Source organism: Geodermatophilus sp. SYSU D00710 (genome assembly GCF_054050195.1).
The window spans coordinates 1-25,916 of sequence record NZ_JBJGYX010000055.1 but is presented as its reverse complement, the minus strand read 5'-3'; the positions used below and the strand labels follow the sequence as shown (position 1 = coordinate 25,916).

At 74.9% G+C, this 25,916-nt stretch carries 26 protein-coding genes and 4 tRNA genes; 6 read left to right on the top strand and 24 right to left on the bottom strand.

The features are described 5' to 3' along the window. Position 1: 1 nt before the first annotated feature. The 18 genes from ACI78U_RS19965 to ACI78U_RS19880 all read right to left on the bottom strand — a co-directional run bounded on the left by ACI78U_RS19965 (position 2) and on the right by ACI78U_RS19880 (position 18,303). A complete protein-coding gene (locus ACI78U_RS19965; protein ID WP_456877134.1) occupies positions 2–2,515 on the bottom strand; it encodes a RelA/SpoT family protein in 2,514 nt (837 codons plus the stop codon). An 88-nt stretch (positions 2,516–2,603) separates the two neighbouring features. Beyond that, positions 2,604–3,191 carry an adenine phosphoribosyltransferase gene (locus ACI78U_RS19960; RefSeq protein WP_456877133.1) on the bottom strand — a complete coding sequence of 196 codons (588 nt, stop codon included), beginning with the start codon at positions 3,189–3,191 and terminating at the stop codon, positions 2,604–2,606. A 19-nt stretch (positions 3,192–3,210) separates the two neighbouring features. Next, positions 3,211–4,638 carry a protein translocase subunit SecF gene (gene secF, locus ACI78U_RS19955; protein ID WP_456877132.1) on the bottom strand — a complete coding sequence of 476 codons (1,428 nt, stop codon included), beginning with the start codon at positions 4,636–4,638 and terminating at the stop codon, positions 3,211–3,213. Further along, entirely contained in the window at positions 4,635–6,341 is a 1,707-nt protein-coding gene (gene secD / locus ACI78U_RS19950; protein WP_456877131.1) for a protein translocase subunit SecD, read from the bottom strand. Before secD ends, secF begins: the two co-directional genes overlap by 4 nt. 11 nt (positions 6,342–6,352) lie before the next feature. Then, complete coding sequence (locus ACI78U_RS19945) at positions 6,353–6,730, bottom strand: preprotein translocase subunit YajC (protein WP_456877130.1); 378 nt, start codon at positions 6,728–6,730, stop codon at positions 6,353–6,355. Between the two features lie 172 nt (positions 6,731–6,902). Then, entirely contained in the window at positions 6,903–8,027 is a 1,125-nt protein-coding gene (ruvB, locus tag ACI78U_RS19940) for a Holliday junction branch migration DNA helicase RuvB (RefSeq protein ID WP_456877129.1), read from the bottom strand. Next, positions 8,024–8,665, bottom strand: a complete 642-nt coding sequence (gene ruvA, locus ACI78U_RS19935; protein WP_456877128.1) for a Holliday junction branch migration protein RuvA — start codon at positions 8,663–8,665, stop codon at positions 8,024–8,026. Before ruvA ends, ruvB begins: the two co-directional genes overlap by 4 nt. Continuing rightward, entirely contained in the window at positions 8,662–9,228 is a 567-nt protein-coding gene (gene ruvC, locus ACI78U_RS19930; RefSeq protein WP_456877127.1) for a crossover junction endodeoxyribonuclease RuvC, read from the bottom strand. The genes ruvA and ruvC overlap by 4 nt, the downstream gene beginning before the upstream one ends. Before the next feature lie 82 nt (positions 9,229–9,310). After that, a complete protein-coding gene (locus tag ACI78U_RS19925) occupies positions 9,311–10,063 on the bottom strand; it encodes a YebC/PmpR family DNA-binding transcriptional regulator (RefSeq protein WP_456877126.1) in 753 nt (250 codons plus the stop codon). Between the two features lie 118 nt (positions 10,064–10,181). Then, positions 10,182–11,297 carry a heparan-alpha-glucosaminide N-acetyltransferase domain-containing protein gene (locus ACI78U_RS19920; RefSeq protein ID WP_456877125.1) on the bottom strand — a complete coding sequence of 372 codons (1,116 nt, stop codon included), beginning with the start codon at positions 11,295–11,297 and terminating at the stop codon, positions 10,182–10,184. 22 nt (positions 11,298–11,319) lie between these two features. After that, positions 11,320–11,862, bottom strand: a complete 543-nt coding sequence (locus ACI78U_RS19915) for a hypothetical protein (protein ID WP_456877124.1) — start codon at positions 11,860–11,862, stop codon at positions 11,320–11,322. A gap of 11 nt (positions 11,863–11,873) precedes the next feature. Then, positions 11,874–13,094 carry a glycosyltransferase family 4 protein gene (locus tag ACI78U_RS19910; RefSeq protein WP_456877123.1) on the bottom strand — a complete coding sequence of 407 codons (1,221 nt, stop codon included), beginning with the start codon at positions 13,092–13,094 and terminating at the stop codon, positions 11,874–11,876. Then, positions 13,094–14,029 (bottom strand): phosphatidylinositol mannoside acyltransferase, encoded by a 936-nt coding sequence (locus ACI78U_RS19905; RefSeq protein WP_456877122.1) that lies wholly within the window; start codon positions 14,027–14,029, stop codon positions 13,094–13,096. Before ACI78U_RS19905 ends, ACI78U_RS19910 begins: the two co-directional genes overlap by 1 nt. After that, positions 14,026–14,658 carry a phosphatidylinositol phosphate synthase gene (pgsA, locus tag ACI78U_RS19900; protein ID WP_456877121.1) on the bottom strand — a complete coding sequence of 211 codons (633 nt, stop codon included), beginning with the start codon at positions 14,656–14,658 and terminating at the stop codon, positions 14,026–14,028. The genes ACI78U_RS19905 and pgsA overlap by 4 nt, the downstream gene beginning before the upstream one ends. A gap of 1 nt (position 14,659) precedes the next feature. Continuing rightward, positions 14,660–15,238, bottom strand: coding sequence for an HIT family protein (locus tag ACI78U_RS19895; RefSeq protein ID WP_456877120.1), 579 nt, complete (start codon positions 15,236–15,238; stop codon positions 14,660–14,662). Next, positions 15,235–17,253, bottom strand: coding sequence for a threonine--tRNA ligase (thrS, locus tag ACI78U_RS19890; RefSeq protein ID WP_456877119.1), 2,019 nt, complete (start codon positions 17,251–17,253; stop codon positions 15,235–15,237). The genes ACI78U_RS19895 and thrS overlap by 4 nt, the downstream gene beginning before the upstream one ends. 86 nt (positions 17,254–17,339) lie before the next feature. Continuing rightward, positions 17,340–17,903 carry an MOSC N-terminal beta barrel domain-containing protein gene (locus tag ACI78U_RS19885; RefSeq protein WP_456877118.1) on the bottom strand — a complete coding sequence of 188 codons (564 nt, stop codon included), beginning with the start codon at positions 17,901–17,903 and terminating at the stop codon, positions 17,340–17,342. A 19-nt stretch (positions 17,904–17,922) separates the two neighbouring features. Next, a complete protein-coding gene (locus tag ACI78U_RS19880; RefSeq protein ID WP_456877117.1) occupies positions 17,923–18,303 on the bottom strand; it encodes an HNH endonuclease in 381 nt (126 codons plus the stop codon). A 166-nt stretch (positions 18,304–18,469) separates the two neighbouring features. Here ACI78U_RS19880 and ACI78U_RS19875 point away from each other — a divergent pair, with 166 nt between their 5' ends. Continuing rightward, positions 18,470–19,012 (top strand): dihydrofolate reductase family protein, encoded by a 543-nt coding sequence (locus ACI78U_RS19875; RefSeq protein ID WP_456877116.1) that lies wholly within the window; start codon positions 18,470–18,472, stop codon positions 19,010–19,012. Between the two features lie 94 nt (positions 19,013–19,106). After that, on the top strand, positions 19,107–19,664 hold the full coding sequence (locus ACI78U_RS19870) for a dihydrofolate reductase family protein (RefSeq protein ID WP_456877115.1): 558 nt from the start codon (positions 19,107–19,109) through the stop codon (positions 19,662–19,664). A 77-nt stretch (positions 19,665–19,741) separates the two neighbouring features. Here the strand turns inward: ACI78U_RS19870 and ACI78U_RS19865 are convergent. The 4 genes from ACI78U_RS19865 to ACI78U_RS19850 all read right to left on the bottom strand — a co-directional run bounded on the left by ACI78U_RS19865 (position 19,742) and on the right by ACI78U_RS19850 (position 21,949). After that, positions 19,742–19,813 (bottom strand) — tRNA-Val (locus ACI78U_RS19865). 26 nt (positions 19,814–19,839) lie between these two features. Further along, positions 19,840–20,286, bottom strand: coding sequence for a PGPGW domain-containing protein (locus tag ACI78U_RS19860; protein WP_456877114.1), 447 nt, complete (start codon positions 20,284–20,286; stop codon positions 19,840–19,842). 41 nt (positions 20,287–20,327) lie between these two features. Next, positions 20,328–21,302, bottom strand: coding sequence for an anti-sigma factor domain-containing protein (locus ACI78U_RS19855; RefSeq protein ID WP_456877113.1), 975 nt, complete (start codon positions 21,300–21,302; stop codon positions 20,328–20,330). Next, positions 21,299–21,949: a sigma-70 family RNA polymerase sigma factor gene (locus ACI78U_RS19850; RefSeq protein ID WP_456877112.1), complete on the bottom strand. Its 651-nt coding sequence runs from the start codon at positions 21,947–21,949 to the stop codon at positions 21,299–21,301. Before ACI78U_RS19850 ends, ACI78U_RS19855 begins: the two co-directional genes overlap by 4 nt. A gap of 118 nt (positions 21,950–22,067) precedes the next feature. On the opposite strand from ACI78U_RS19850, the gene ACI78U_RS19845 reads away from it, so the two are divergent. From ACI78U_RS19845 to ACI78U_RS19830, 4 genes are all read left to right on the top strand, one after another. Further along, complete coding sequence (locus tag ACI78U_RS19845) at positions 22,068–22,538, top strand: SsgA family sporulation/cell division regulator (RefSeq protein WP_456877111.1); 471 nt, start codon at positions 22,068–22,070, stop codon at positions 22,536–22,538. Between the two features lie 68 nt (positions 22,539–22,606). Beyond that, positions 22,607–22,679: transfer RNA gene (locus tag ACI78U_RS19840), tRNA-Gly, on the top strand. A 43-nt stretch (positions 22,680–22,722) separates the two neighbouring features. Next, positions 22,723–22,793, top strand: a tRNA-Cys gene (locus ACI78U_RS19835). Between the two features lie 48 nt (positions 22,794–22,841). Then, positions 22,842–22,916: transfer RNA gene (locus ACI78U_RS19830), tRNA-Val, on the top strand. 52 nt (positions 22,917–22,968) lie between these two features. Here ACI78U_RS19830 and coaE read toward each other — a convergent pair. Both coaE and rpsA read right to left on the bottom strand, forming a co-directional pair. Beyond that, entirely contained in the window at positions 22,969–23,574 is a 606-nt protein-coding gene (gene coaE, locus ACI78U_RS19825; protein WP_456877110.1) for a dephospho-CoA kinase, read from the bottom strand. 526 nt (positions 23,575–24,100) lie between these two features. Then, positions 24,101–25,564: a 30S ribosomal protein S1 gene (rpsA, locus tag ACI78U_RS19820; RefSeq protein WP_456877109.1), complete on the bottom strand. Its 1,464-nt coding sequence runs from the start codon at positions 25,562–25,564 to the stop codon at positions 24,101–24,103. Between the last annotated feature and the right edge of the window lie 352 nt (positions 25,565–25,916).

Here is a 25,916-nt window from a genome sequence, read left to right as displayed (position 1 = left end):
GCTATGCGGTGACGCGCTCGACGTCGAAGACGCCGTCGACGTTGCGCACCGCCTGCAGCACCGCGCCGAGGTGCGCCGGGTCGGCCAGCTCGAAGGTGAACCGGCTGATCGCCACCCGGTCGCGGCTGGTCTGCACCGACGCCGACAGGATGTTGACCCGCTCGTCGGCCAGGACCTTGGTGACGTCGGAGAGCAGCCGGTGCCGGTCGAGCGCCTCCACCTGGATCGAGACGAGGAACACCGACCCGGGGTGGCTGGCCCAGTCGACCTCGACCAGCCGCTCGCTCTTGCGGCGCAGGTCGGCGGCGTTGGTGCAGTCGGTGCGGTGCACGCTCACCCCGCCGCCGCGGGTGACGAAGCCCAGGATGTCGTCGCCGGGGACCGGGGTGCAGCACTTGGCGAGCTTGGCCCACACGTCGTTCATGCCGTGCACGACGACGCCCGGGTCGCCGCTGCCGGTGCGCCGGGCGACCGTCCGTCGGGTGGGGATCGCGGTCTCGGCGATGTCCTCGACCGCGCCCTCGGCGCCGCCCAGCGCGGTCATCAGCTTCTCGACGACCGACGCCGCCGAGATCTGGTTCTCCCCCACCGCGGCGTAGAGCGCCGTGACGTCGGCGTAGCGCAGGTCCTTGGCCAGCGTGGCCAGGGCGTCGCCGCCGAGCAACCGCTGCAGCGGCAGCCCGGCCTTGCGCATGGCGCGGGTCAGCGCCTCCTTGCCGGCCTCGACGGCGTCGTCGCGCCGCTCCTTGGTGAACCACTGCCGGATCTTGGTGCGCGCCCGGGAGGACCCGACGAACCCCAGCCAGTCCTTCGACGGCCCGGCCGTGGGCGAGCGGGAGGTGAAGATCTCGACGACGTCGCCGTTGGCGAGCTTGCTGTCCAGGCTGACCAGCGCGCCGTTGACCCGGGCGCCGATGCATCGGTGGCCGACCTCGGTGTGCACCGCGTAGGCGAAGTCGACCGGCGTCGCCCCGCCGGGCAGGCTGACGACGTCGCCCTTGGGCGTGAAGACGAAGACCTCCTGCGGCCCGAGGTCGTAGCGCAGGGTCTCGAGGAACTCGCCGGGCTCCTGGGCCTCCCGCTGCCAGTCGAGGAGCTGGCGCAGCCAGAGCATGTCGTCGGGGGTGCCGACCTTGCTGGCGCCGAACTCGCCGGGCCCGGGGCGGCCGCCGCTGCGCGCCTTCTCCTTGTACTTCCAGTGCGCGGCGATGCCGTACTCGGCGGTGCGGTGCATGTCGTGCGTGCGGATCTGCAGCTCGACCGGCTTGCCGTGCGGGCCGATCACCGTCGTGTGCAGCGACTGGTACATGTTGAACTTCGGCATCGCGACGAAGTCTTTGAACCGCCCAGGCACCGGCTGCCAGTGCGCGTGCATGATGCCCAGCGCGGCGTAGCAGTCGCGGACGGTGTCGACCAGGATCCGGATGCCCACCAGGTCCCAGATGTCGGTGAAGTCCCGGCCGCGGACGATCATCTTCTGGTAGATCGAGTAGTAGTGCTTGGGCCGGCCGGTGACGACCGCCGGGATGCCCGCGGCCTTGAGCTGCTCGGTCACCGCGGCGGTGACCTCGGCGAGGTAGGTGTCCCGGGACGGCGCCCGCTCGGCGACCAGCCGGACGATCTCGTCGTAGCGCTTGGGGTAGAGCGTGGCGAACGCGAGGTCCTCGAGCTCCCACTTGATGGTGTTCATGCCCAGGCGGTGGGCCAGCGGTGCGAGGATCTCCAGCGTCTCGCGCGCCTTCTTCTCCTGCTTCTCGGGCGGGAGGAAGCGCAGCGTGCGCATGTTGTGCAGCCGGTCGGCGAGCTTGATGACCAGCACCCGGGGGTCGCGGGCCATCGCCACGATCATCTTGCGGATCGTCTCGGCCTGGGCGGCGTCGCCGAGCTTCACCTTGTCGATCTTGGTGACCCCGTCGACGAGGTGGGCGACCTCGGGGCCGAAGTCGGCGCTGATCGCCTCGAGCGTCTTGCCGGTGTCCTCGACGGTGTCGTGCAGCAGCGCGGCCACCAGCGTCGTGGTGTCCATCCCCAGCCCGGCCAGGACGGTGGCCACGGCGAGCGGGTGGGTAATGTAGGGGTCGCCGCTCTTGCGCTTCTGGGAGGCGTGCGCGGCCTCGGCGACGTCGTAGGCGCGCTGCAGCAGCGCCAGGTCGGCCTTGGGGTGGCTCTGCCGGTGCAGCGCGGCCAGCGGCTCGAGGACCGGGCGGACCACGCCGCTGCGCTGGCCGGTGACGATGCGGCGGGCCAGCCGGTCGCGGACCCGCCGGGGGCGCGGCGACCCGGTCCCGCCCTCCTCCGGCGGCTCGCTGCCGACGTCGTCGGGGCGGCGCACCAGCGGACGCCCGGCCGGTGCGGAGCGCTGCTCCGCCGCCGGGTCCTGGGTCGCGGTGTGCTGGGGCGCGGTGTCCTGGCGGGCGGGGTCCGGCTCCGGGGTCGGCACCGCGGGCCCGGCCGGGCCGGTCGCCTGCTCGGGCCGCGCGCCAGCCACGCGGGTGGCGGGCGCGTCGGGGGCCACGGGGACTCCTGCCGGCAGACGAGGGAGGACCCCTCCCATGCTAGCCGGGCCGGGTCACGGAACGGCCTCCGCAGGGCCGGTGCTCCCCTCAGGTGGTCCAGAGGGCGTGCACCGGGTGCGGGACCAGCCGCTCCCGTCCGCCGAGGGCGGTCAGCTCGATGACCACGGAGACCGCGGTGACGACGGCCCCGAGCTCCTCCACCAGCGCGACGGAGGCGGCGAGCGTGCCCCCGGTGGCCAGCACGTCGTCGACCAGCAGCACCCGCTGGCCGCGGTGCAGCGAGTCGGTGTGCATCTCGATGGTCGCGGTGCCGTACTCCAGCGCGTAGTCGGCGGTGACACGGTCCCGCGGCAGCTTGCCGGCCTTGCGGACCGGCACCACGCCGACGCCGGCCTGCAGCGCCACCGCCGCGGCGAGCAGGAACCCGCGCGCCTCCACGCCCACGACGACGTCGAAGCCCGGGTCGCCGGGCACGCCGTCGTCGGCGTGCGCCACCGCGGCCGCCCGCGGGTCCTCCAGCGCGGGCGCGGCCAGCCCCTCGACCACGCGGCGGAAGACCGGGCCGTCGGCGAAGACCGGCGTCAGGTCGCGGAAGACCACCCCGGGGGTCGGGAAGTCCGGGACCTCGACGGCCAGCCCGGCGATGAGCTCGTCGAGCGGGACGGTGCCCGTCACCGTCGCTCCTCGCCCCGTGTCACCGTCGTTTCTTCGTGCCCGACCGCGGGCCCGGCCGCTGCGGCCGCTGGCCGGGGCGCGGGGCGGCCGTCGCCCCGCGCGGGCCGGGACGGCGCGCGGGCTCCGGGCCCACCGACGTCGGTGACTCCACGACCACGTCGGCCTCGGCGGGACCGAGCGCGTCGACGTCCCGCTCGGCGAGGGCCACGCCCCCACCGCGGCCGGCGCCGCGGTTGCGGCGGGCGCTGGCCACCGGGCCGGCGGCCACGCGGGCACCGGTGCGGGCGGCGGCCGACCGGCGGGCGAGCACCCGGCGGCGCAGCGCCTGCACCTCCGGCTCGCGCTCCTTGAGGTCGGCGACGATCGGGGTGGCCAGGAAGATCGACGAGTACGCGCCTGCGGCCAGGCCGACGAACAGCACCAGCGCGAGGTCCTTGAGCGTGCCGACGCCGAGCAGGCCCGCCCCGACGAACAGCAGGCCGGCGACCGGCAGCAGCGCGATGACCGAGGTGTTGATCGAGCGCATGAGGGTCTGGTTGACCGCCAGGTTCGCCGCCTCGCCCCAGGTCATGCGGGCCGTCTTCTCGAGGTCGCGGGTGTTCTCGTCGACCTTGTCGAAGACGACGACGGTGTCGTACAGCGAGAACCCGAGGATGGTGAGCAGGCCGATGACCGTCGACGGCGTGACCTCGAACCCGACCAGCGAGTACACCCCGGCGGTGACCACCAGGTCGTGCAGCAGGGCGACGATCGCGCCGACGGCCATCTTGGGCTGGAACCGGATGGCCAGGAACGCGATCACCGCGACGAGGAAGACCGCCAGCGCCAGCAGCGCCTGGTCGGTGATGTCCTGCCCCCACTCGGCGCTCACCGACTCGGGGCTGACCTGGTCGGGCGCCACCCCGGCGGCGTCGGCGACGGCGTCGACGACCGCCCGCTCTTCGTCGTTCTCCAGGGCGCCGGTGCGCAGCAGGATCTCGTCGCCGCCGACCACCTGGGCCGAGGCGACGTCGGCGCCCGCGTCGGTGGCGGCCTGGCGGACCTCCTCGAGCTGCTCGATCCCGCCGGCCACCCGGAAGCTGTTGCCCCCGGCGAAGTCGATGCCGAAGTTGAAGCCGCGGAACAGCATCGAGGCGACGCAGACCAGCACGACGACGGCGGTGATCTTGTAGATCAGCCGGCTGCGGCCGACGACGTCGAGCCCGGCCTCGCCGTTGTAGAGGCGGTGCGCCAGCGACGCCCGGTGCGGCGGGCGCCGGGTGGTGCCGTCCTGCCCCTCGGCGGGCAGGCCGGCGTCGGCCAGCGCGAGGTCTCCGGAGGCCTGGCCGGCCGCGGCGGCGTCCTCCGCGGCGTCGGCCCCGGCGGCGCGCGCCTCGTCGGCCTCGGTGCCGACCGGGACCTCGCGCTCCCGGTCGTCGGCGGTGTCGCGGTCCTGCTCGCGGCTCATGCCTGGCTCCTGTCCTGGGACGCGCGGGCGCCGCTGCCGGCGCCGACCAGCTCGCGGTCGGCGCGGGCCTGCGGGGCGGCGGAGCGGCGCGAGCGGTCGACCCGGCCGAGACCGGAGAACCGGCTCCGGCTGAAGGCCGGGAAGCGGGCCAGCACCGCCATCAGCGGGTGGGTGAAGAGGAAGACGACGACCAGGTCGAGCACCGTGGACAGACCCAGGGTGAACGCGAAGCCCTTCACGTCGCCGATGGCCAGCCAGTACAGGATGGCCGCGGCCAGGAAGCTGACCGCGTCGGCCGAGAGGATGGTCCGGCGGGCGCGGACCCAGGCCCGCGGCACGGCCGAGCGCAGGCTGCGGCCCTCGCGGATCTCGTCCTTGAGCCGCTCGAAGTACACGACGAACGAGTCGGCGGTGATGCCGATCGCGACGATGAACCCGGCGATGCCGGCCAGGCTCAGGGTGAACCCGATCTCGCGGCCCAGCAGCACCAGGCTGGCGTAGACCACGACCGCCGAGAGCACCAGGCTGGCGATCATCACCAGGCCCAGCAGCCGGTAGTAGACCAGCGCGTAGACGAAGACCAGCGCGATGCCGATGGCCCCGGCGATCAGGCCGGCCCGCAGCTGCTCGGAGCCGAGCTCGGTGGAGATCGACTCCGCGGTGGCCTGGGTGAAGGTCAGCGGCAGCGCGCCGTAGCGGAGCTGGTTGGCCAGTTCCTCGGCGCTCTCCTGGTCGAACTGGCCGGTGATCGTCGTCTGGCCGTTGATGGCGCCCTGGATGGTGGGCGCGGAGACCACCCGGCCGTCGAGGGTGAAGGCGACGTTGCTGCCGACGTTGGCGGCCGTGTACTCGGCCCAGGTGGCCCGGCCCTCGCTGTTGAAGTCGAGCAGCACGACCCACTCGCCGGTGGTGGGCTGGGTGCCGGCGGAGGCGTCGGCGATCTCGGTGCCCTCGATGATCGTCGGGCCGAGGAGGTACTTCTGGGTGCCGTCCTCGCTGCACGCCGCGACGTGGTCGTCGGGGCGGGCGACCTCGCCGGCGGTGTCCTCGGGCGCGCAGGTCAGCGTGGCGTACTCGGCCGCGGCCTCCTCCTGGGTCACCGCGGGACGGTCGGTGTCGAGCGCGGGGTCGCTGATCGCCTCGTCACCGGGCGCCGCCGAGTCCGTGGCCGCCGCGGAGTCCGTCGGGGCCGCGGAGTCCGTGGGCGCCGCCGAGTCCGTCGGGGCCGCCGAGTCGGTGGGGGCCGCCGGGTCGGTCGGCGTCGCGCCGTCGGTGGGGGTGGCGCCGTCGGTCGGCGTGGCCTCGTCGGTGGTCTCGGCCGGGGCCGCCGTCTCCGGGCCGGTGATCACCGGCCGGAAGCGCAGCTGGGCGGTCTGGCCGAGCTCGCGCGCCTGCTCGCCGCTGTCACCGGGCACCGAGATGACGATGTTGGACTCGCCCTCGGTGACCACCTCGGCCTCGGCCACGCCGAGACCGTTGACCCGCTGCTCGATGATCTGCCGGGCGAGCTCGAGGTCCTCGGGAGCCGGCGCCTGTCCGTCGGGGGTGCGGGCGGTCAGCGTCACCGTGGTGCCGCCGCGCAGGTCCAGGCCGAGCTGGGGGGTGCGGTCGCTGCCGGTGAGGAAGATGAGGCCGTACATGACGGCCACGATCAGGAAGAAGGCGCCGAAGTAACGGCTCGCGGGCAGGGCGCGGTTGGCCACCGGACGCCCCGTCAGAGGGTCTTGCCGGAGGAACCGTCACCGCGCCGGTCGTCCCGGGCGGACGTCTCGTCCACCGAGGGGTCGACCGCCGGGTCCACCACCGTCTCGCCGGTGACGACCGGGCCGGGGAACTCCCCGGCCGGCGGGCGCACCTGCAGGACCGCCTGCCGGGCGTAGGTGACGACGACACCCGGGGCGATCTCGACCTGGACGGTGGCCGGGTCGTCGAGGCCCGCCACCGTGGCGTGCACGCCCCCGGCCATGATGACCGGGACGCCGATCGCCAGCGCCGACTGCGTCTGGTTCTGCTGGCGCTTGCGGGCCCGCGCCGGCAGGACGACCAGGGCCACGAAGGCCAGCACGAGCAGGAGCAGGGGGAACAGTTCCACGACGGTGGTGCCTCTCTACCGCGCCGGGTGCACGCGGTCGGTGCGGCCCGGGTCGGGACCGCTCGGGTACGTCGGTCGAGGCGCGCGGGCCGGCCCCCGCCGACACCGGGTCGCGGAGCCGGGACCCGAACGGCCCGGCGAGGGGCCGACTTGCGCGCCAGCGCCGATCAGTCTAGGCGTCGAAGAGCGGTTCCGACGACGAACCCGGGTCACGCGGGGCGGCTGTGACACCTCCGAGGGGGATCCCGCCGCGCGGCAGCGGCCGGCCGAGGTGCCGCCAGGCCGCCTCGGTGGCCACCCGTCCGCGGGGCGTGCGGGCCAGCAGGCCGGCGCGCACGAGGAACGGCTCGCACACCTCCTCCACGGTGTGCGGCTCCTCCCCCACAGCGACGGCGAGCGTGCTCACGCCCACCGGGCCGCCGTTGAAGCGGGCCACCAGCGCCTCGAGCACCGCCCGGTCGAGCCGGTCGAGCCCGAGCTCGTCGACGTCGTAGAGCGCCAGTGCGGCCCGCGCGACGGCCCGGGTCACCCGGCCGTCGGCCTCCACCTCGGCGTAGTCGCGGACCCGGCGCAGCAGCCGGTTGGCGATCCGCGGGGTGCCCCGGGAGCGGCCCGCGATCTCGGCCGAGCCGTCGTCGGTGAGCTCGACGCCGAGCAGGTCGGCGCTGCGGGCGAGCACCTGCTGCAGCTCGGCGGGCTCGTAGAACTCCATCTGGCCGACGAAGCCGAACCGGTCGCGCAGCGGGCCGGTGAGCAGGCCGGCCCGGGTGGTCGCGCCCACGAGGGTGAACGGGTTGATCTCCAGCGGGATGGCGGTGGCGCCGGGTCCCTTGCCGACGACGACGTCGACCCGGAAGTCCTCCATCGCCATGTACAGCAGTTCCTCGGCCGGCCGCGCGATGCGGTGGATCTCGTCGATGAACAGCACGTCGCCGGGGCCGAGGTTGGACAGCATCGCCGCGAGGTCGCCGGAGCGCTCGATCGCCGGACCGCTGGTGATCTTCACCGAGGTGCCCAGCTCCGAGCCGATGATGAGCGCGAGGCTGGTCTTGCCCAGGCCGGGCGGGCCCGACAGCAGCACGTGGTCCGGCGGCCGGCCCCGGCGCTTGGCGCCCTCGAGCACCAACGCGAGCTGGCGGGCCACCTTGGGCTGGCCGATGAAGTCGGTCAGCGAGTGCGGGCGCAGCGCCGACTCGACGACCCGCTCCTCGTCACCGGCCTGCGGCGAGACGCCGAGGTCGCGGCCGATGCCCGAGGCCACCTCCCCGGTCAGCGACCGGTCGAACGGCCCGCTCACGACCGGCCCAGCAGCTGCAGCGCCTGGCGCAGGAGCAGCGCGACGTCGACCCGGCCGGTGCCGGTGAGCTGCTCGTCGGCGACCGGCGCGAGCGCGGTGAGCGCGGTGTCGGCCTCGCGGCTGGACCAGCCCAGGCCCACCAGCGCGGCGGTGAGCTGGTCGCGCCAGGGCGCCACCGGGGTGACCGGTGCGGCGCCCGTCGGCAGCGCGCCGCCGTCGAGCTGGGTGTCGGTGGTGGTGGAGCCCAGCCGGTCGCGCAGCTCGAGGATCAGCCGCTCCGCGCCCTTCTTGCCGATGCCGGGCACCTGGGTGAGCGCCTTGACGTCGGCCATCGACACCGCGCGGCGCACCTCGCGCGGCGGGTGGATGGCCAGCACCGCCTGGGCCAGCCGCGGGCCGACCCCGTTCGCCGTCTGCAGCAGCTCGAACAGCTGGCGCTCGTCGTCGTCGGCGAAGCCGTAGAGGGTCAGGGAGTCCTCGCGGACGACGAGGCTGGTGGCCAGCCGGGCCTGCTCCCCCACCACGAGCCGGGCGATGGTGCCCGGCGTGCACTGCACCGACAGGCCGACCCCGCCGACCTCGACCACCGCGCCGTCGGGCCCGACCGCCGCCACGCGGCCGTTGACGCTCGCGATCACCGGGACACCCCCTGCCAGCGCGGCAGCGTCCGCTGCACCACCGGTGCGCCGATGCCGCCGGCGATCGCCGCGCTGCGCAGCCGCTGCTGCGCCGGGCCGCGCCACACGTGGCAGACCGCCAGGGCAAGCGCGTCGGCGGCGTCGGCCGGCTTGGGGGCGGCCGCGAGGCCCAGCACCCGGGTGACCATGAGGGTGACCTGCTCCTTGTCCGCGCGGCCGCTGCCGGAGATGGCCGCCTTGACCTCGCTGGGCGTGTGCCAGGCGACCGGCCGGTCGGCCTGCGCGGCGGCCAGCGCCGCCACGCCCGCCGCCTGGGCGGTGCCGGTGGCGGTGCCCTTGTTGTTCTGGGTGAAGACCCGCTCGATGGCCACGACGTCGGGCCGGTGCTCGCGCAGCAGCGCCGTCACCTGGGTGTGCAGCTCCAGCAGCCGCAGCTCCAGGTCGAGGTCGGCGGAGCTGCGGATGACGCCCACCCCGACGGCCTCCGGCCGGGCGCCGGGACGGCCGTCGACCACGCCCCACCCGCACCGGGTGAGCCCCGGGTCGATGCCGAGGACCCGCATGGACGCCTCCCGATGACCGAACTGGTGTTCGACCGAGGCTAACCGGCCCGTGCGACGAGAGGGCGCGACACGCGGGCCTTCGTCAGCCCACCTTCTCCAGCACCTCGTCGGAGACGTCGTAGTTGGCGTAGACGTTCTGCACGTCGTCGCAGTCCTCGAGGGCGTCGATGAGGCGGAACACCTTGCCGGCGCCCTCCTCGTCGAGCTCGACGGTGACGCTGGGGACGAAGCCGGCCTCGGCCGAGTCGTAGTCGATGCCGGCGTCCTGCAGGGCGGTGCGCACCGCGACCAGGTCGGTGGGCTCGCAGACGACCTCGAGGGTGTCGCCGAGGTCGCGGACCTCCTCGGCGCCGGCGTCGAGGACGGCCAGGAGCACGCTGTCCTCGTCGACGCCGTCGGACTTCGGCACGACGACGACGCCCTTGCGGGTGAACAGGTAGGACACCGAGCCCGGGTCGGCCATGGAGCCGCCGTTGCGGGTCATCGCGGTGCGCACCTCGCTGGCGGCGCGGTTGCGGTTGTCGGTGAGGCACTCGACGAGCACCGCGACACCGCCGGCGGCGTAGCCCTCGTAGGTGATGTTCTGGTAGTCGGTGCCCCCGGCCTCGGCGCCCGACCCGCGCTTGACCGCGCGGTCGATGTTGTCGTTCGGGACCGAGGACTTCTTCGCCTTCTGGATGGCGTCGTAGAGCGTCGGGTTGCCCGCCGGGTCACCGCCGCCGGTGCGGGCCGCGACCTCGACGTTCTTGATCAGCTTGGCGAACAGCTTGCCGCGCTTGGCGTCGATCGCGGCCTTCTTGTGCTTGGTGGTCGCCCACTTGGAATGGCCGCTCACGGCTGTCCTCCTCGTCCCGGGCGCCCGGCACCGGCACCCGGGCGCACCGGTCGATCCTACCGGCGGCCCGCCGGCCCCCGACCCGGCCGGACGGGCCCGGCCGGGCAGGCGGGCACGGTCAGGGCCCGGCCGCGCGCCGGGAGCTCCAGGTCAGCAGCCGCTCCAGCGGGCCGCGGCCCAGCTGCCACCGCCACACCGACGCCAGCAGCACGGCGGTGAGGCCGAAGCGCACCCACTGCCCCCAGGACTCGCCGTAGTCGACGTCGACCACCTCGATGGCCACGATCTGGGCGGTGTAGACCGACAGCGCCAGCGCGCCCACCGACGCCAGCGGCCAGGTCAGCCGCGGCAGCAGGTCGGCGAGGACCAGGCACAGGCCGATGACGGCGACCGCCACCCCGCCGGACCCGAGCACCTCGAACGGCGTGCTGCTGTGCGGCTCGGCGCCGGCGAACCAGGCCGGGTCCCACTCCCCCTCGGCGCCGAACCCGGCCTCGATGCCGGCCAGCCGCTCCCCGGGCGCGAACTCCAGGGTGCTCAGCCGGCCCCCGGCGTAGCCGAGCACCGCGGCGGCCGCGCCGCCGGCCACCAGGCCCGCGCGCACCCTAGCGGCCGCGAGGTCCATCCGGCCGACCGCCAGCCCGGCCAGCACGAAGGCCAGCCACACCGCCGCCGGGTAGTAGCCGGTGAACAGCAGGAAGGCGAAGGCGTTGCCCTCCTCGCCGTGCTCGGTGGCGTACCGGCCGACCGCGAGCGCCAGCGGCGGACCGGCCAGGGCCACGACGCCGGCGGCCAGCAGCAGCCGGGCCGGGGACCAGCGCAGGAACGGCAGCGCCAGGACGAACAGCGCCGCGTAGACGCCGAGGATGATCGCGACGAAGGTGTCGAGCAGCTCCAGCACGCCACCGATGGCGAACACCCAGGCCGCGCGGACCAGGATCCGGGTCCGCGCCCGGGCCAACTCGTGGCCGGCCGGCGGGGTGCGCCCGCCGGACAGCAGGGCGATGGAGACCCCGGCCAGCGTGGCGAACAGGATCGACGAGCGGCCGTCGACGACCGCCCGCCAGGTGGCCGGGTCCCAGCCGAGCTCCCCGGTGTCGCCGAGGTGGGCGCCGAACATGCCCAGGACGGCGAGCCCGCGGGCGAGGTCGACGCCGCCGAGCCGCCGAGGGGCTGCCCGCTCGGGCCCGGGAGGCCGGCGGGCACTCCCGACCTCGTCCTGCTGCGCGGTCACGGGGTCGACACCTCGGGAGCGCTCAGCCGCGGGCCGTCCCGGCCCCGGTCAGGACGGCGTCCAGGCCGTCCTCGACGTCGAAGAACCGCGGCAGCGGCCGGTCGGCGTGCAGCCGCAGCAGCCGGGGCAGCCGGCGCATCCTCAGCAGGTGCGTGTCGCGGACGGCGTCGTTGTAGAACCGTCGCGCCAGCGCCATACGGGCGTCGGCCTCGGCCAGCGCGGTCAGCCGCGCCGTCGGGATGCCCGGCACCTCGCGGGGCAGCGCGCGCAGCTCGCGGCCGAGGGCGTTCTCGGCCAGCTCGCGGTCCCCGGTCCGCGGGTGGTGGGCGTCGTGCGCGGCGGCCTTGAGCCGGACGGTGCGGTCCTCCCCGAGCGCGGCCGAGCAGTCGGAGGCCAGGTCGGCGGCGAGCGCGGCGCGCTGTTGCAGCCGGTCGTCGAGCACCGTCCACGCGCGGGCCACCCGGCTCTCCAGCCGCCGCAGCCGGGTGAGCGTCCAGGCCGTCCAGCAGGCGAGCAGGAGCACGACGACGCCCGCGGCGAGCAGCATCCAGGCATCGGGCGTCACGCCTGACCACGCTAGCGGCGGACGCGCCTGCGCAGGGACGGCAACACCCCGTCCTCTGCGCCCGGGGTGCCGGTGGCGGCGGCCAGCTCGTCGTCGTCGGCGGCGGTGACCCCGCCGGCGCCGGGCACGGCGACGGTCTCGTAGACGGCGAGCACCTTGCGCGCCACCACCTGCCAGTCGTACCCCGCCGCGGCCTCCCGCCCGGCCGCCGACAGCGCCGCCCGGCGCGCGGGGTCGTCGAGCAGCCCCGACAGGGCGCGGGCCAGGGCCGCGCTGTCCCCGCGGCGGACCAGCACACCGGCCGCACCGTCCTCCAGCACGCGCGCGAAGGCGTCGAGGTCGCTGGCGACGATCGGTGCGCCGGCCGCCATGGCCTCGATGAGCACGACGCCGAAGCTCTCCCCGAGCAGGTTCGGCGCGCAGTACACGTCGACCGAGCGCAGGAACGCGCCCTTGTCGGCCTCCGACAGCTCGCCCAGCAGCGCCACCGACGGGCGCAGGTCCTCCCCCACCGCCTCGTACAGCGCGTCGGGGTCGCCGCGGCCGGCGACGAGGAGGCGCGCGCCGGGGTGGTCGCGGACGACGGTCCGCATCGCCTCGAGCAGCACCGGCAGGCCCTTGCGCGGCTCGTCGTAGCGTCCGAGGAAGCCGATCGTGGGGCCGTCGACGCCGCGCGCGGCACCGGGCAGCGTCGGGCCGTCGGCGAAGGCGGGCACGTGCACGCCGTTGGGGATGATCACCGCGTCGCCGCCGAGGTGCTCGACCTGGACCCGGCGGGCGAAGTCGGAGACGGCGATCCGGCCGCTGATCCGCTCCAGCCACGGGCGCACGACCGGGCCCCACGCGACCAGCCACTTGGACCGGACCGTCGCGGCGTGGAAGGTGGCCACGATGGGCCCCTTGGCGATCATGCAGACGAGCAGGCCGATCGAGGGCGGGGCGGGGTCGTGCACGTGGACGACGGCGAAGCGCCCCTCGCGCAGCCAGCGCCGCACCCGGGACGCCGACACCGGCCCGAACTGCACGCTGGCCATCGAGCCGTTGTACGGGATCGGCACGGTGCGCCCGGCGAAGGTCAGCCAGGGGTCGGTCAGCGACTCCTCGCGCTCGGCGGGGGTGAGCACCTCGACGTGGTGGCCGAGCCCGCGCAGCGTCTCGGCGAGGTCGCGCACGTGGTACTGCACCCCGCCGGGCACGTCCCACTGGTAGGGGCAGACCAGGCCGATCCGCATCAGCCGCGCTCCCCCGCCGGCGGGTCGGGCGGTACGTCGGCCCAGATCCGGCCGAGGACGTGCCAGTCCTCGGGCTGCCGGGCGATGCCCGCGGTGAAGGCGTCGGCCACGCCCTGCATCGCCCCCGCCACCCGGTCGCGCAGCCGCGGGGCGCCGTCGAGCCGCACCTCCGGGCACACCTCGTGCACCCAGCCGCGCTCGCTGAACCGGGACACAACCGGGTGCAGCGCGGCCCCGGTGCGGGCGGCGAGCAGCGCCGGGCCGCCGGGCATGGTGGTGGGCCGGCCGAAGAAGTCGACCGGCACCCCGGCGGGGCCCAGGTCGCGGTCGACCAGCAGGCACACCGAACGGCCGCCGTCGAGCCACTCGCGGAGCACCTCGGAGCTGGGCCGGGCGCCGCCGGTCAGGGGCACCACCCGGAAGCCGAGGGTCTCCCGGTAGGCGAGGAAGCGCTCGTAGAGCGACTCGGGGCGCAGCCGCTCGGCGACGGTCATGAACGGCCCGCCGAGCCAGTCGACGAACCACACCCCGGCCGCGTCCCAGTTGCCGCTGTGCGGGAGGGCGAGCACCACCGGCCGGCCCTGCTCCCGCGCCCGCGCCAGGTGGTCCCGCCCGATGAGGACGGTGTCCCGCAGCACCCGCCGCGTGTCCAGCCGCGGCAGGCGGAAGGCCTCCTGCCAGTAGCGCGCGTAGGAGCGCAGCGCGCGGGTGGTGAGCTCGTCGAGCGCCTCCTCGTCGAGCTCCCCGCCGGTGGCGACCCGCAGGTTGGCCCGCAGCTGGCGGGTGCCCCGGCCCTGGCGGCGGGCGGCGACACGGGCGACCGCGTCGAAGCCGCCACGGGCGACCGGCTCGGGCAGCCACTGCACGGCCCGCCAGCCCGCGGCGAAGCCGAGGTCGGTGGCGCGGGACGCGACACGGGCACGGCGCCGGCTCACGGAGCCGGTGCCGACGGCGACAGGGTCCGGCCGCGGGCACCGCGGTGGACGGCGGCCACCCGCTGCCCCACCGTGACGGCGCCGCCGGCGACCAGCAGCCACAGCCCGACGTCGACGGCGTAGGGGATGCCCAGCCCGGTCAGGCCGGTGCCGGTGAGCACCAGGATCAGCCGCTCGGTGCGCTCGACCAGCCCGACGTCGCACGGGATGCCCACGCCCTCGGCGCGCGCCTTGGTGTAGCTGGTCAGCACGCCCAGGGTGAGGCCGACGAGGGCCAGCAGCGCGAGCAGCCGGTTCTCCCCGGCGCCGGTGAACCACCAGACCAGCGCCCCGAAGACGGCGGCGTCGACGGCGCGGTCGCAGGTGGAGTCGAGCACCGCGCCGAACGCCGACCCGCCGCCCCGGGCGCGGGCCAGGGCGCCGTCGAGCATGTCGAGCAGCACGAACAGCGTGACGATGAACGCGCCCCAGAACAGCTCGCCGCGGGCGATGAGCAGCACCGCGGCGGCGATGGCGCCCAGCGTCCCGGTCACGGTCACCGCGTCCGGGGTCACGCCAGCGCCGGCCAGCCGGGTCACCACCGGCGCCCAGAACCGGCCGACGGCCGCGCGCGCCCCCTGCCCGAGCACGTCAGCTCCCCGGGACCGGCGCCGCGGCACCCGGCCAGTTCCGGGCGAGCAGCGCGCGGGTGTCGGCCAGCACCTGCGGCAGCACCCGGGTCAGGCCGATCACCGGCATGAAGTTGGTGTCGCCGCCCCAGCGCGGCACCGCGTGCTGGTGCAGGTGGTCGGCGATCCCGGCGCCGGCCACCGACCCCTGGTTCATGCCGATGTTGAACCCGTGCGCACCGCTCACCTGCCGCACCACCCGCATCGCCGTCTGCGTGAACGCGCCCAGCTCGGCGACCTCGGCGTCGGTGAGGTCGGTGTAGTCGGGCACGTGCCGGTACGGGACCAGCATCAGGTGTCCGGCGTTGTACGGGTAGAGGTTGAGCACGGCGAAGACCGTCTCGCCGCGGGCGACCACCAGGCCCTCCTCGTCCGACATCGCCGGGATGAGGCAGAACGGGCAGTCGTGCTCCCCGGTGGGCTTGCCCGAGCCGCGGATGTAGGCCATCCGGTAGGGCGTCCACAGGTGCTCGAAGACGGTCGCCGGGCCGCCGTCGTCGCTGGAGACCGGGACGGAGAACCCGTCCGGGCCGACGGTCACGGCCGCTCCAGCGGCACGTCGGCCGACGGGTCGGCGTTGTGCCGGCCGGCCACCCAGGCGACCACGGCATCGACGGCGTCGTCGATCGGCACCCCGTTGCGCTGGCTGCCGTCGCGGTAGCGGAAGGAGACCGCACCCGCCTCGGCGTCGGTGGCGCCCGCGATGAGCACGAAGGGCACCTTCTGCTTGCTCGCGTTGCGGATCTTCTTCTGCATGCGGTCGTCGGAGTCGTCGACCTCGACCCGGATGCCCCGTTCCCGCAGCCGCAGCGCGACGTCGCGCAGGTAGGGCACCTGGTCGTCGGTGACCGGGATGCCGACCACCTGCACCGGGGCCAGCCAGGCCGGGAACGCGCCGGCGTAGTGCTCGGTGAGGATGCCGAAGAAGCGCTCGATGGAGCCGAACAGCGCGCGGTGCAGCATCACCGGCCGCTGCCGGGAGCCGTCGGCGGCGGTGTACTCGAGGGCGAACCGCTCGGGGAAGTTGAAGTCCACCTGCAGGGTCGACATCTGCCACGACCGGCCGATGGCGTCGCGGGCCTGCACCGAGATCTTCGGCCCGTAGAACGCCGCACCGCCCGGGTCGGGCACGAGCTCGAGCCCGGACGCGTCGGCGGCCGCCTGCAGCGCCGCGGTGGCCTGCTCCCACTGCGCGTCCTCGCCGATGAACTTCGGCGAGTCGTCGCGGGTGGACAGCTCCAGGTGGAAGTCGTCGAGGCCGTAGTCGCGCAGCAGGCCGAGGACGAACTCGAGGACGCCGCGGATCTCGGCGGCCATGTCCTCGCGGGTGGTGAAGATGTGCGAGTCGTCCATGGTCAGGCCGCGCACCCGGGTCAGCCCGTGCACCACCCCGGACTTCTCGTAGCGGTAGACGGTGCCGAACTCGAACAGCCGCAGCGGCAGCTCGCGGTAGCTGCGCCCGCGGCTCCGGTACACGAGGATGTGCATCGGGCAGTTCATCGGCTTGAGGTAGTAGTTCGCGCCCTCGAACTCCATGGGCGGGAACATCGTCTCCGCGTAGTACGGCAGGTGCCCGCTGGTGAGGAACAGGTCCTCCTTGGTGATGTGCGGGGTGTTCACGAAGGAGTAGCCGGCCTCCTCGTGCCGCTGCCGGCTGTAGTCCTCCAGCTCGCGGCGGACGATCCCGCCCTTCGGGTGGAACACCGCCAGCCCCGAGCCGATCTCGTCGGGGAAGCTGAACAGGTCCAGCTCGGCGCCCAGACGGCGGTGGTCGCGGCGCTCGGCCTCGGCCAGGTGCTCCAGGTACCTCTTGTGCGCCTCCCGGCTCTCCCACGCGGTGCCGTACACCCGCTGCAGCTGCGGGTTCTTCTCGTCGCCGCGCCAGTAGGCCGCTGCCGACCGGGTGAGGCTGAACGCCGGGATGCTGCTGGTGCGCGGCACGTGCGGGCCGCGGCACAGGTCGGTCCACACCCGGTCACCGGTGCGCGCGTCGAGGTTGTCGTACACGGTCAGCTGCCCGCCGCCGACCTCGACGTCGGCGCCGTCGGCCCCCGCGCCCTTGAGGCCGATGAGCTCGAGCTTGTACGGCTCGTGCGCCAGCTCGGCGCGGGCGTCGTCCTCGGTGACCTCCCGGCGCGAGAAGCGCTGGCCGGCCCTCACGATCTGCTGCATGCGCTTCTCCAGCGCCTGCAGGTCCTCCGGGGTGAAGGGCCGCTCGGGGTCGAAGTCGTAGTAGAAGCCGTTCTCCACCGGCGGGCCGATGCCCAGGCGGGTGCCGGGGAAGAGGTCCTGCACGGCCTGGGCGAGCACGTGCGCGGTCGAGTGCCGGATGACCGCGCGGCCCTCGGGGCTGGCGGCCACGACCGGCTCGACCTCGGCGTCGGCGTCCGGGACCCAGGACAGGTCGCGCAGGTCGCCGGAGGCGAGGTCGCGGACGACGACGGCGCCGTCGGGACCCTTGAGCGCGACCCCGGCGTCCTTGAGCGCCTGCTCGGCCGTGGTCCCGGCCGGCACCCGGATCGGGGTGGGGACGGCGGGGGCTGGCGCGGCGGACACGGGATCTCCTGGGGGTCGCTGGGCGGTTCGGGCGGCGCCGGCACGGGCGGGCGTCGCGCAGGCCAGCGTATCGACCGCCGCGGCGCTCACCCGGCCGACTCGGCCCCTCCGGCGAGGGTCACCACCGGGTCGCCGACCCCGACCGTCCCCGGCCGGGCCACCTCGGCGTAGACCCCCAGGCAGTGCCTCGGCAGCCGGGTGACCTCGAGCACCGCCGTGCCCAGCCGCAGCCGCCGGCCCACCCAGGTGCGCTCGTCGTCGCCGGGCAGGTCGAGCACCAGGTTGGCCCGCGGGTCCTCGGCGCCGCAGCCGGCCGGGACGACGCCGGCGGCCGCCCGGTCCAGCGCCTGGCGGGAGACCAGGTGCACCGCCGCGGCGCCCTCGGGACGGCCGGTCAGCGGCTCGAGCCGCACCGGCCCGCCCACCGCGGCGGCGACGGCGGCGGTGTCGGCCACGGGGTCCCCGGTGGCGGCGACGCCGGCCAGCGCCGGCGCGTCGCGGCCGCGCAGCACCCCCCCGGTGGCGTCGACGACGGCGAACGCGCGGTCGCCGGCCAGCCCGCCCGGGCCCACGTCGGCGCGCGGCAGCGGCGTCGCGGCGCACCCGCGCACCGGGTAGACCGCGATCCCGACCACCGTGCCCGACGTCACGGCGGCCACGCTAGTGCGGTCAGGCGGCGGCGGGACCCCGGCGGCGCAGCCGGCGCAGCTGGGACTCCAGATAGGGCCGGGCCCGGCGCTGGCCGCCGCGGACGGCGATCGCGGCCGCCAGGTCGGCCAGCACCCGGGCCAGCCGCGCCTCGTCGGCGGGCCAGCCGCGGCGCAGGCACTCCTCCAGCCACTCGACCGGCGCGGTGTGCCCCCGCTCGCCGTTGCAGCGGCGGCACGCGGCGACCTCGTTCTCCAGCCACGACGGGCCGCCCTTGACCCGCGGCACGACGTGCTCGGTCGTGGCGGTGACCTGCCCGGTCAACGCGCGGCCGCACCAGATGCAGGTGGGTCCGTCGCGCTCCACGGCCGCGTCCAGGCGGGCGGCCCTGTCCAGTGCCATCCCCTCCATGGTGCGCCCGGCCGCGGCGCCGTGGACCGCGCGCGCCGGTGAGACCGGCGACACGGCGTGCCCGGTACCGATGAGTTCCGTCGTGGGCCAGGGTCTCCCCGACGACACCGACCGACCCGGACGGGCTGACCGCCGGACCAGCAGTGAGGAGCACGACATGGGCGTCATCAGGGTGCACGAGTTCACCACCGTCGACGGGGTCGCCGACGCGCCGATGTGGACGGTGGACTACGGCTTCCCCGACGACCTCGCCGCCTCGATCGGCAACATCACCGCACCGGCCACGGGCATCCTGCTCGGCCGGAACACCTTCGAGATGTTCGCCCCGGCCTGGTCCACGCGGACCGCCGAGGAGGACGAGGGCGCGCCGTTCTTCAACGACACGACGAAGTACGTCGTCTCCTCCACGCTGACCGACGCCGAGTCGGTGTGGCGCAACTCCACCGCCGTCGGCGGCTACGACCCCGACCGCATCCGCGAGCTGAAGGCCGACCGCGACCTCTACGTCAGCGGCAGCGTGACGCTGGTGCGGGCGCTGGTCGCCGACGGCCTGGTCGACGAGCTGCACCTCTACGTCTACCCGCTCGCCGTCGGACAGGGCGTCCACCTGTTCCCCGAGGGCACCTCGCAGAAGCTCTCGCTCATCGGCGTCGAGGCGCTGAGCAACGGGGTGGCGCACCTGACCTACGGCCCGGCCTGAGCCGGCGGGAGCCCCGGACCGCGTGGTCCGGGGCTCCCGGTCACGGCCGCCGGGACCACCGCGGGACCGACCCACGCGTCGGAGAGGGAGTCACATGGCCAAGCTCGTCTACTCGATGATCACCTCGCTCGACGGCTACGCCGAGGCGGCCGAGGGCGACCTCGGCACGGGGGCCGAGGTCGAGGAGGTGCACACCTTCATCGGCGACCTCTTCCGGCCCGTCCGCACGTTCCTCTACGGCCGGCGGATGTACGAGACGATGGTCTTCTGGGAGACGGCGCACGAGGAGCCCGACGCGCCGCCGCACATCGTGGAGTACGCGCGCGACTGGCAGGCCGCCGAGAAGATCGTCTACTCGACGACGCTGGAGTCGGTGTCGAGCGAGCGGACCAGGATCGAGCGGAGCTTCGACCCCGACGCGGTCCGCCGGCTCAAGGCCGGGTCCGACCACGACCTCTCCGTCGACGGCCCCACCCTCGCCGCGCAGGCGATCGCGGCCGGCCTGGTGGACGAGTACCACCTGTTCATCACGTCGAGCGCGGTCGGCGGCGGCAAGCGGTTCTTCCCCGACGGGATCCGCCTCGACCTCGACCTGGTCGACCAGCGGACCTTCGCCAGCGGACTCATCTACGCGCGCTACCGGACCCGCTGAGCCCCGGACACCGAGCCCCGGACACGACGAGGGGCCGGGCTCCCCCGTTCCCGGGTTCGCGCGGCCCCTCGTGCCGGTGGGCGATACTGGGTTCGAACCAGTGACCTCTTCGGTGTGAACGAAGCGCTCTACCACTGAGCCAATCGCCCGCTGCGCGCTCCATGATGCCAGATGCTCAGCGCCAGAGCGGCACCCACCCCGGCACCCAGTCCGGCACGCCGGTCAAGTGCAGGACGACGACCATGACGCCGTAGACGAAGGCCGCCGTCAGCACGCCGATGCCCAGCCGCACCCACAGCGGCTGCCGGCCCAGCCACTCGGTCCAGGCCCGGACGTGGCGCTTGGTGAACTCCAGCAGCCGCTCGGCCCAGGTGAACTCGCTGGCGAGCACGAACAGGCCGGCGATGACGGTGAGCCAGCCCGGACCCGGCAGCGGGATGGTGGCCAGCCCCAGGGCGACGACGAGGCCGCCGACGATCCCGACCACGACCCGGTAGGCGTGGTCGACCGAGCGCCGCGCGGCGATGCGCCGGCGCCAGCGCGCCTCGGCGACCCGCTCGCGCAGGCTCCGGTGCCCGTCCTGCGCCGCGTGCTCCCGCCGCTCCCGCGCGGTCGGTCGCACCGCCGCCTCCTGCGGGAGGGGCGGCACGGTGTCCTGTCCGCTCAGCTGGTCACCTGCCCGTCCGCCACCACCTCCGACGGTTCCGCCGGAGCCTGCCGACCGGGCTCGATGCTGATCGCGTACGCCGCGTACTGGTCGATCCCGGTCGGGGCGGAGCCTACGGTCCGCAGGTCGGTCTGTGGGGAGATCACGTCGAAGGTGCCCAAGGCCACCGGGGCGTCCCCCGCGATCCCCCACACCACGTAGGTGCTGTCGCTGCTGTCGTTGACCCGCAGCCCGTGGGTGACGACCTCCAGGCGGCCCTCCCGGGCGACCACGGTGGCCACCGCCCCGCCGTCGCCGGTCCCGCCGTAGCCCGCCCCGCCGTCGCGGTGGACCGGTGCGATGACCGCCCGGCCCGGCTGCAGCAGCGCGTCGATCACCTCCGCCTGCCCGGCGGCGACCGCCTGAGCCTCGTCCCGGGACGACCCCAGGACCACGTTCCAGGTGCCCAGCGCCAGGATCGCCGCGACGGCGGCCGCCACCAGGGCGTTGGGCAGTACCCGCCGCCACACCGACGGGGCGCCGGCGCCGGGGGCAGCGGCCCGCGGGACGTAGTCGGGGAAGCCGGTGGCCGCCCGGCCGGCCGCGGTGGCGCCGGACCCGGGGACGTCGGTCCGCCGCCGCCCCCCGGGGACGCCTGGGGCGGGCGCGGTCTCGGGCGCGGGATCGGGCGGGGCCGGCACGGTGGGCCCACCGGGGTCCCCGCCCGCCACCGGGGCCGGCGGCGGCAGTTGCTCGGTGCGCTCGACGGCCCGGCGCAGCCGGTCGCGGAGCCGGTCGGAGGGCTCGGCCGGTGGCAGGTCGCCGGCCAGCGCCGTCATCACCTCGGACGTCTCGGCCACCGTGCGGGCGCAGCGGGGGCAGGAGGCCAGGTGCGGCGCGAAGACGGCCTCGTCCCCGGGCTCGAGCGCGTGCAGCGCCCAGCCGACGGCGAGCTCGTCGAAGGCCTGGTGGTCCTCGGGCCGCGGGCTCACCGGGCACCTCCGTCGACCGACGTGGGGTCGCTGAGCGCACCGCCGGCGGCGAGCCCGGCGACCGTGCCGAGCTCCTCCCTGAGCCGGCGCATCCCGGCGAGCATGCGGGTCTTGACCGTGCCCAGCGGCGCGCTGGTCAGCGCCGCGACCTCCCGCTGGGTGTACCCGCCGTAGTAGGCCAGCGTCAGCGCCTCGCGCTGGGCGTCGGGCAGCGCGCCCAGGGCCGCCCGCACCCGGTCGGACACCACCCGGCTCCAGGCCTGGTCCTCGACGTCGTGCGCGGCGGTCGGCGCGCCGAGCAGCAGGTCGTCCTCGGCGCGGGACCGCCGGCGCCGGTGGGCCTCCTCGCGGCGGACGGCGTCGACCGCCTTGTGGTGCACCATCGCCATGAGCCAGGAGGAGAAGCTGCCGCGGGCGCCGTCGTAGGCGTGCGGGTCGCGCCACACGCTCAGGAAGACGTCCTGGACCACGTCCTCGGCGAGCGTGTCGTCGGCCAGGATGCGGCGGGCGAGGGCGAACGCGGGCCGGCGGAACCGGGCGTAGAGGTCGTCGACGGCACCACGGTCACCCGCGCGCACCCGCCGCACGAGATCGGCGTCACCGGGGTCGCCCTCCGGTGGTCGTGCCGGACGCGTCACGGACCCCATCGTCACACGGGGCCTTCGACAGGCACACTGATCCCGGTTCACCACGCCGTGAGTCGGGTAGTGACAGAACACCCGGACGGACGACACGCCCGGGCGCCGGGACGCGCAACGTCCAGGCGTGCCGGTCGTTGGAGAGGTCATGCCGCACCGAGATTCCCCCGGGTACTCCGTCCCGACGACGCTGCACCTCGTGGGTCCCGGCTCGTGGACCGAGGTGCCGGCGGTCCTGTCCTACGAGGTCACCGACCCGTTCGCGGTCCGCATCGGCTTCGGCGACGTGGGTGACCCGGTCGACGACGGCATCACCTGGCTGCTCGGCCGCGAGCTGCTCGCCGCGGGCCTCGAGCACCCGGCCGGCGACGGCGACGTGCGGCTCTGGCCGGCACGCACCAGCGGCGACGTGCTGTACCTGCACCTGCGGGCCCCGTCGGGGGAGGCGCTCTTCGAGCTGTCGCGGGCGACGGTGGCCGCCTTCCTGCAGCAGACCGAGGCACTGGTCCCGTCGGGACAGGAGACCGCGGCGCTCGACGTCGACGAGGAGCTGGCCGTCCTGCTCTCCGGCGGCGGCGCCGATCCCGGGGCCCGCTGACCCCCGGGGGGACCCCCCGTGAACGCCCGCCTCCGGGTCGGGTATGGTTCTCCCTGCACGACAGCAACGCGGACGTGGCTCAGCTGGTAGAGCATCACCTTGCCAAGGTGAGGGTCGCGGGTTCGAATCCCGTCGTCCGCTCGAGACCTCGAGCGCTGGTCACCAGACCGGCGCTCGTGTGTGCGGTGGAGTGGCCGAGAGGCGAGGCAACGGCCTGCAAAGCCGTCTACACGGGTTCAAATCCCGTCTCCACCTCGCCTCCGCACCGACGCGGTGGAGCGGGACGGTCGCAGGACCGGACTCGGGCGATTGGCTCAGTGGTAGAGCGCTACCTTGACACGGTAGAGGTCACTGGTTCGAACCCAGTATCGCCCACCAGCATGGGAGCCCCGGACCACACGGTCCGGGGCTCCCGTCGTTCCCGGCCCCGTCAGCCGCGCCCCCCCACCGCCGGGGCGACGCGCTCGGCCCAGAACCGCTCCACCTGGTCGGCGAGCGCCTCGGGGGCGCCGCTGTTGTCGAGGACGACGTCGGCCACCGCCCGCCGCTGCTCGTCGGTGGCCTGCGCGGCGATGCGGGCCCGGGCGTCGTCCTCGCCCAGCCCGCGCAGGGCCAGGCGGGCCACCCGGGTCCCGAGGTCGGCCTCGACCACCAGCACCAGGTCGTGGTGGCCGGCCTGACCGGTCTCCACCAGCAGCGGCACGTCCTGGACGACGACGGCGTCCGGTGGCGCCTGGGCGATGACCTCCCGCGCCCGCGCCCGCACCAGCGGGTGGACGATCCCGTCGAGCCGGGCCCGCGCGTCGGGGTCGCGGAAGACGATCGAGGCCAGCGCCGCCCGGTCCAGCGCGCCGTCGGCGGTGAGCACCTGCGGCCCGAACGCGTCCACGACCGCGGCCAGGCCCGGCGTGCCGGGCTCGACGACCTCCCGCGCGATCCGGTCGGCGTCGACGACCACCGCCCCGCGGGCGGCCAGCAGCGCCGCCACCGTGCTCTTCCCCGATCCGATCCCGCCGGTCAACCCGATCCGCAGCACGTACGGACGGTAACCAGCTCGCGGGCAGGGGTCACGGACGGGTAACACCCGGGCGTCCGGTCCGGCGCGTCGCTCCAGTCACACGCGTCACTCCTCATAACGTCCGCCCCGGCGGTCACCCACGGAGGGGGACGCAGCCGAGAGAGGCAGGCACCACGATGTCGCAGACCCGCCCCGCGACCGCGACGGTCGTCCCCGGCTCCCGCGCCCGCGGTCGACACCGGGTGGAGCGTGCCGGCGGCATCCGGGTCGCCGACCTGCCGGCCGTCCGCGAGCGGATGGCGGCGCACGCGACCGCCGCCCCCGTCCGCCCCTCGCGGCGCACCGCCTTCGTGCGCTGGCTGCTCGACGCCGCGGCCGCCCGGTGCGCGGCGGGACCCGGCGACGAGACCGGCCCGCCCGGACGGGGATGCCGGGCGGGCCCCCTCCCCCGCGGCCGTACCGCACGGCCCCGGACACGGCAGAGGCCCAGGACCACCAGGTCCTGGGCCTCTGTCGTGTCTCAGACCGTCAGCCGGTCAGCAGGTCACTCCCCGCCGGCGAGCTTGGCCCGCAGCGCGGCGAGCGCCTCGTCGCTGGCCAGCGTGCCACCGGAGGTGTCGCTGGCCGGCGCCTCGCCACCGGAGGAGTAGTTGCCGCCGGCCGCGGCCTCGGCGTCGGCCTCGCGCGCCGCGGCGATCTGCTTGCGGTGCGCCTCGAAGCGGGCCTGGGCCTCGGCGTACTGCCGCTCCCAGGTCTCGCGGGCCTCCTCGTAGCCCTCGAGCCACTCGCCGGTCTCCGGGTCGAAGCCCTCGGGGTAGATGTAGTTGCCCTGCTCGTCGTACGAGGCAGCCATGCCGTAGGCGGCGGGGTCGAACTGCTCCTCGTCGCCGATGACGCCCTCGTTGGCCTGCTTGAGCGACAGCGAGATGCGGCGCCGGTCGAGGTCGATGTCGATGACCTTGACCAGGAGCTCGTCGCCGACCTGCACGACCTGCTCGGGGATCTCCACGTGGCGCTCGGCCAGCTCGGAGATGTGCACCAGGCCCTCGATGCCCTCGTCGACCCGGACGAACGCACCGAAGGGCACCAGCTTGGTGACCTTGCCCGGCACGACCTGGCCGATCTGGTGGGTGCGGGCGAACTGACGCCACGGGTCCTCCTGCGTCGCCTTCAGCGACAGGGAGACCCGCTCGCGGTCGAGGTCGACGTCGAGGACCTCGACGGTGACCTCCTGGCCCACCTCGACGACCTCGGACGGGTGGTCGATGTGCTTCCAGGACAGCTCGGAGACGTGCACGAGGCCGTCCACGCCGCCCAGGTCGACGAACGCGCCGAAGTTGACGATCGAGGAGACGACGCCGGTGCGCACCTGGCCGCGGGCGAGCTTGTTGAGGAACTCGCTGCGGACCTCGGACTGCGTCTGCTCCAGCCACTGCCGGCGGGACAGGACGACGTTGTTGCGGTTCTTGTCGAGCTCGATGATCTTGGCCTCGAGCTCGCGGCCCACGTAGGGCTGCAGGTCGCGGACGCGGCGCATCTCGACCAGCGAGGCGGGGAGGAACCCGCGCAGGCCGATGTCGAGGATGAGACCGCCCTTGACGACCTCGATGACGGTGCCGGTGACGACCTCGTCGGCTTCCTTCTTGGCCTCGATCGTGCCCCAGGCGCGCTCGTACTGGGCGCGCTTCTTGGACAGGATCAGGCGGCCTTCCTTGTCCTCCTTCTGGAGGACGAGGGCTTCCACCTCGTCGCCGACCTTGACGACCTCGTTGGGGTCGACGTCGTGCTTGATGGACAGCTCGCGCGAGGGGATGACGCCCTCGGTCTTGTAGCCGATGTCCAGCAGCACCTCGTCCCGGTCGACCTTGACGATGACGCCTTCGACGATGTCGCCGTCGTTGAAGTACTTGATCGTCTGGTCGATCGCGGCGAGGAAGTCCTCGGCGGTGCCGATGTCGTTCACCGCGATCTGGGGGGTGCTGTCGGGACGGACCTGGGTGGAGGTCATGTGGTCGAGTGCTCCGGACGGGGGATGCGTAGGGACGGGGGTACCGCGGCCGGGTGACCGCGGGAGCGGGGAGAGCCGGCGCGCGCCGATCCCTTGCGGGTACAGCACTGACAGACCTCTGGCGCATTCCCATGGTACGGACGCGGGCGCACGCGGGTCCACCAGGGTGGGCGACCTCTGCCCGGCGCCCGCGGCGTGTCACGATCGGCGTGTCATGAGCCTGCCCCTCGGTCCCGACGGCTACCCCGCCGCGGGCGGGGTCGAGGGCCGGCCGGGGGGCGCCCCCGCCGCGGCGCGGGCCACCCGCCCCCGGTGTGTCGCCGGGGCGCCGGCCAAACACTCCCAGCACCCC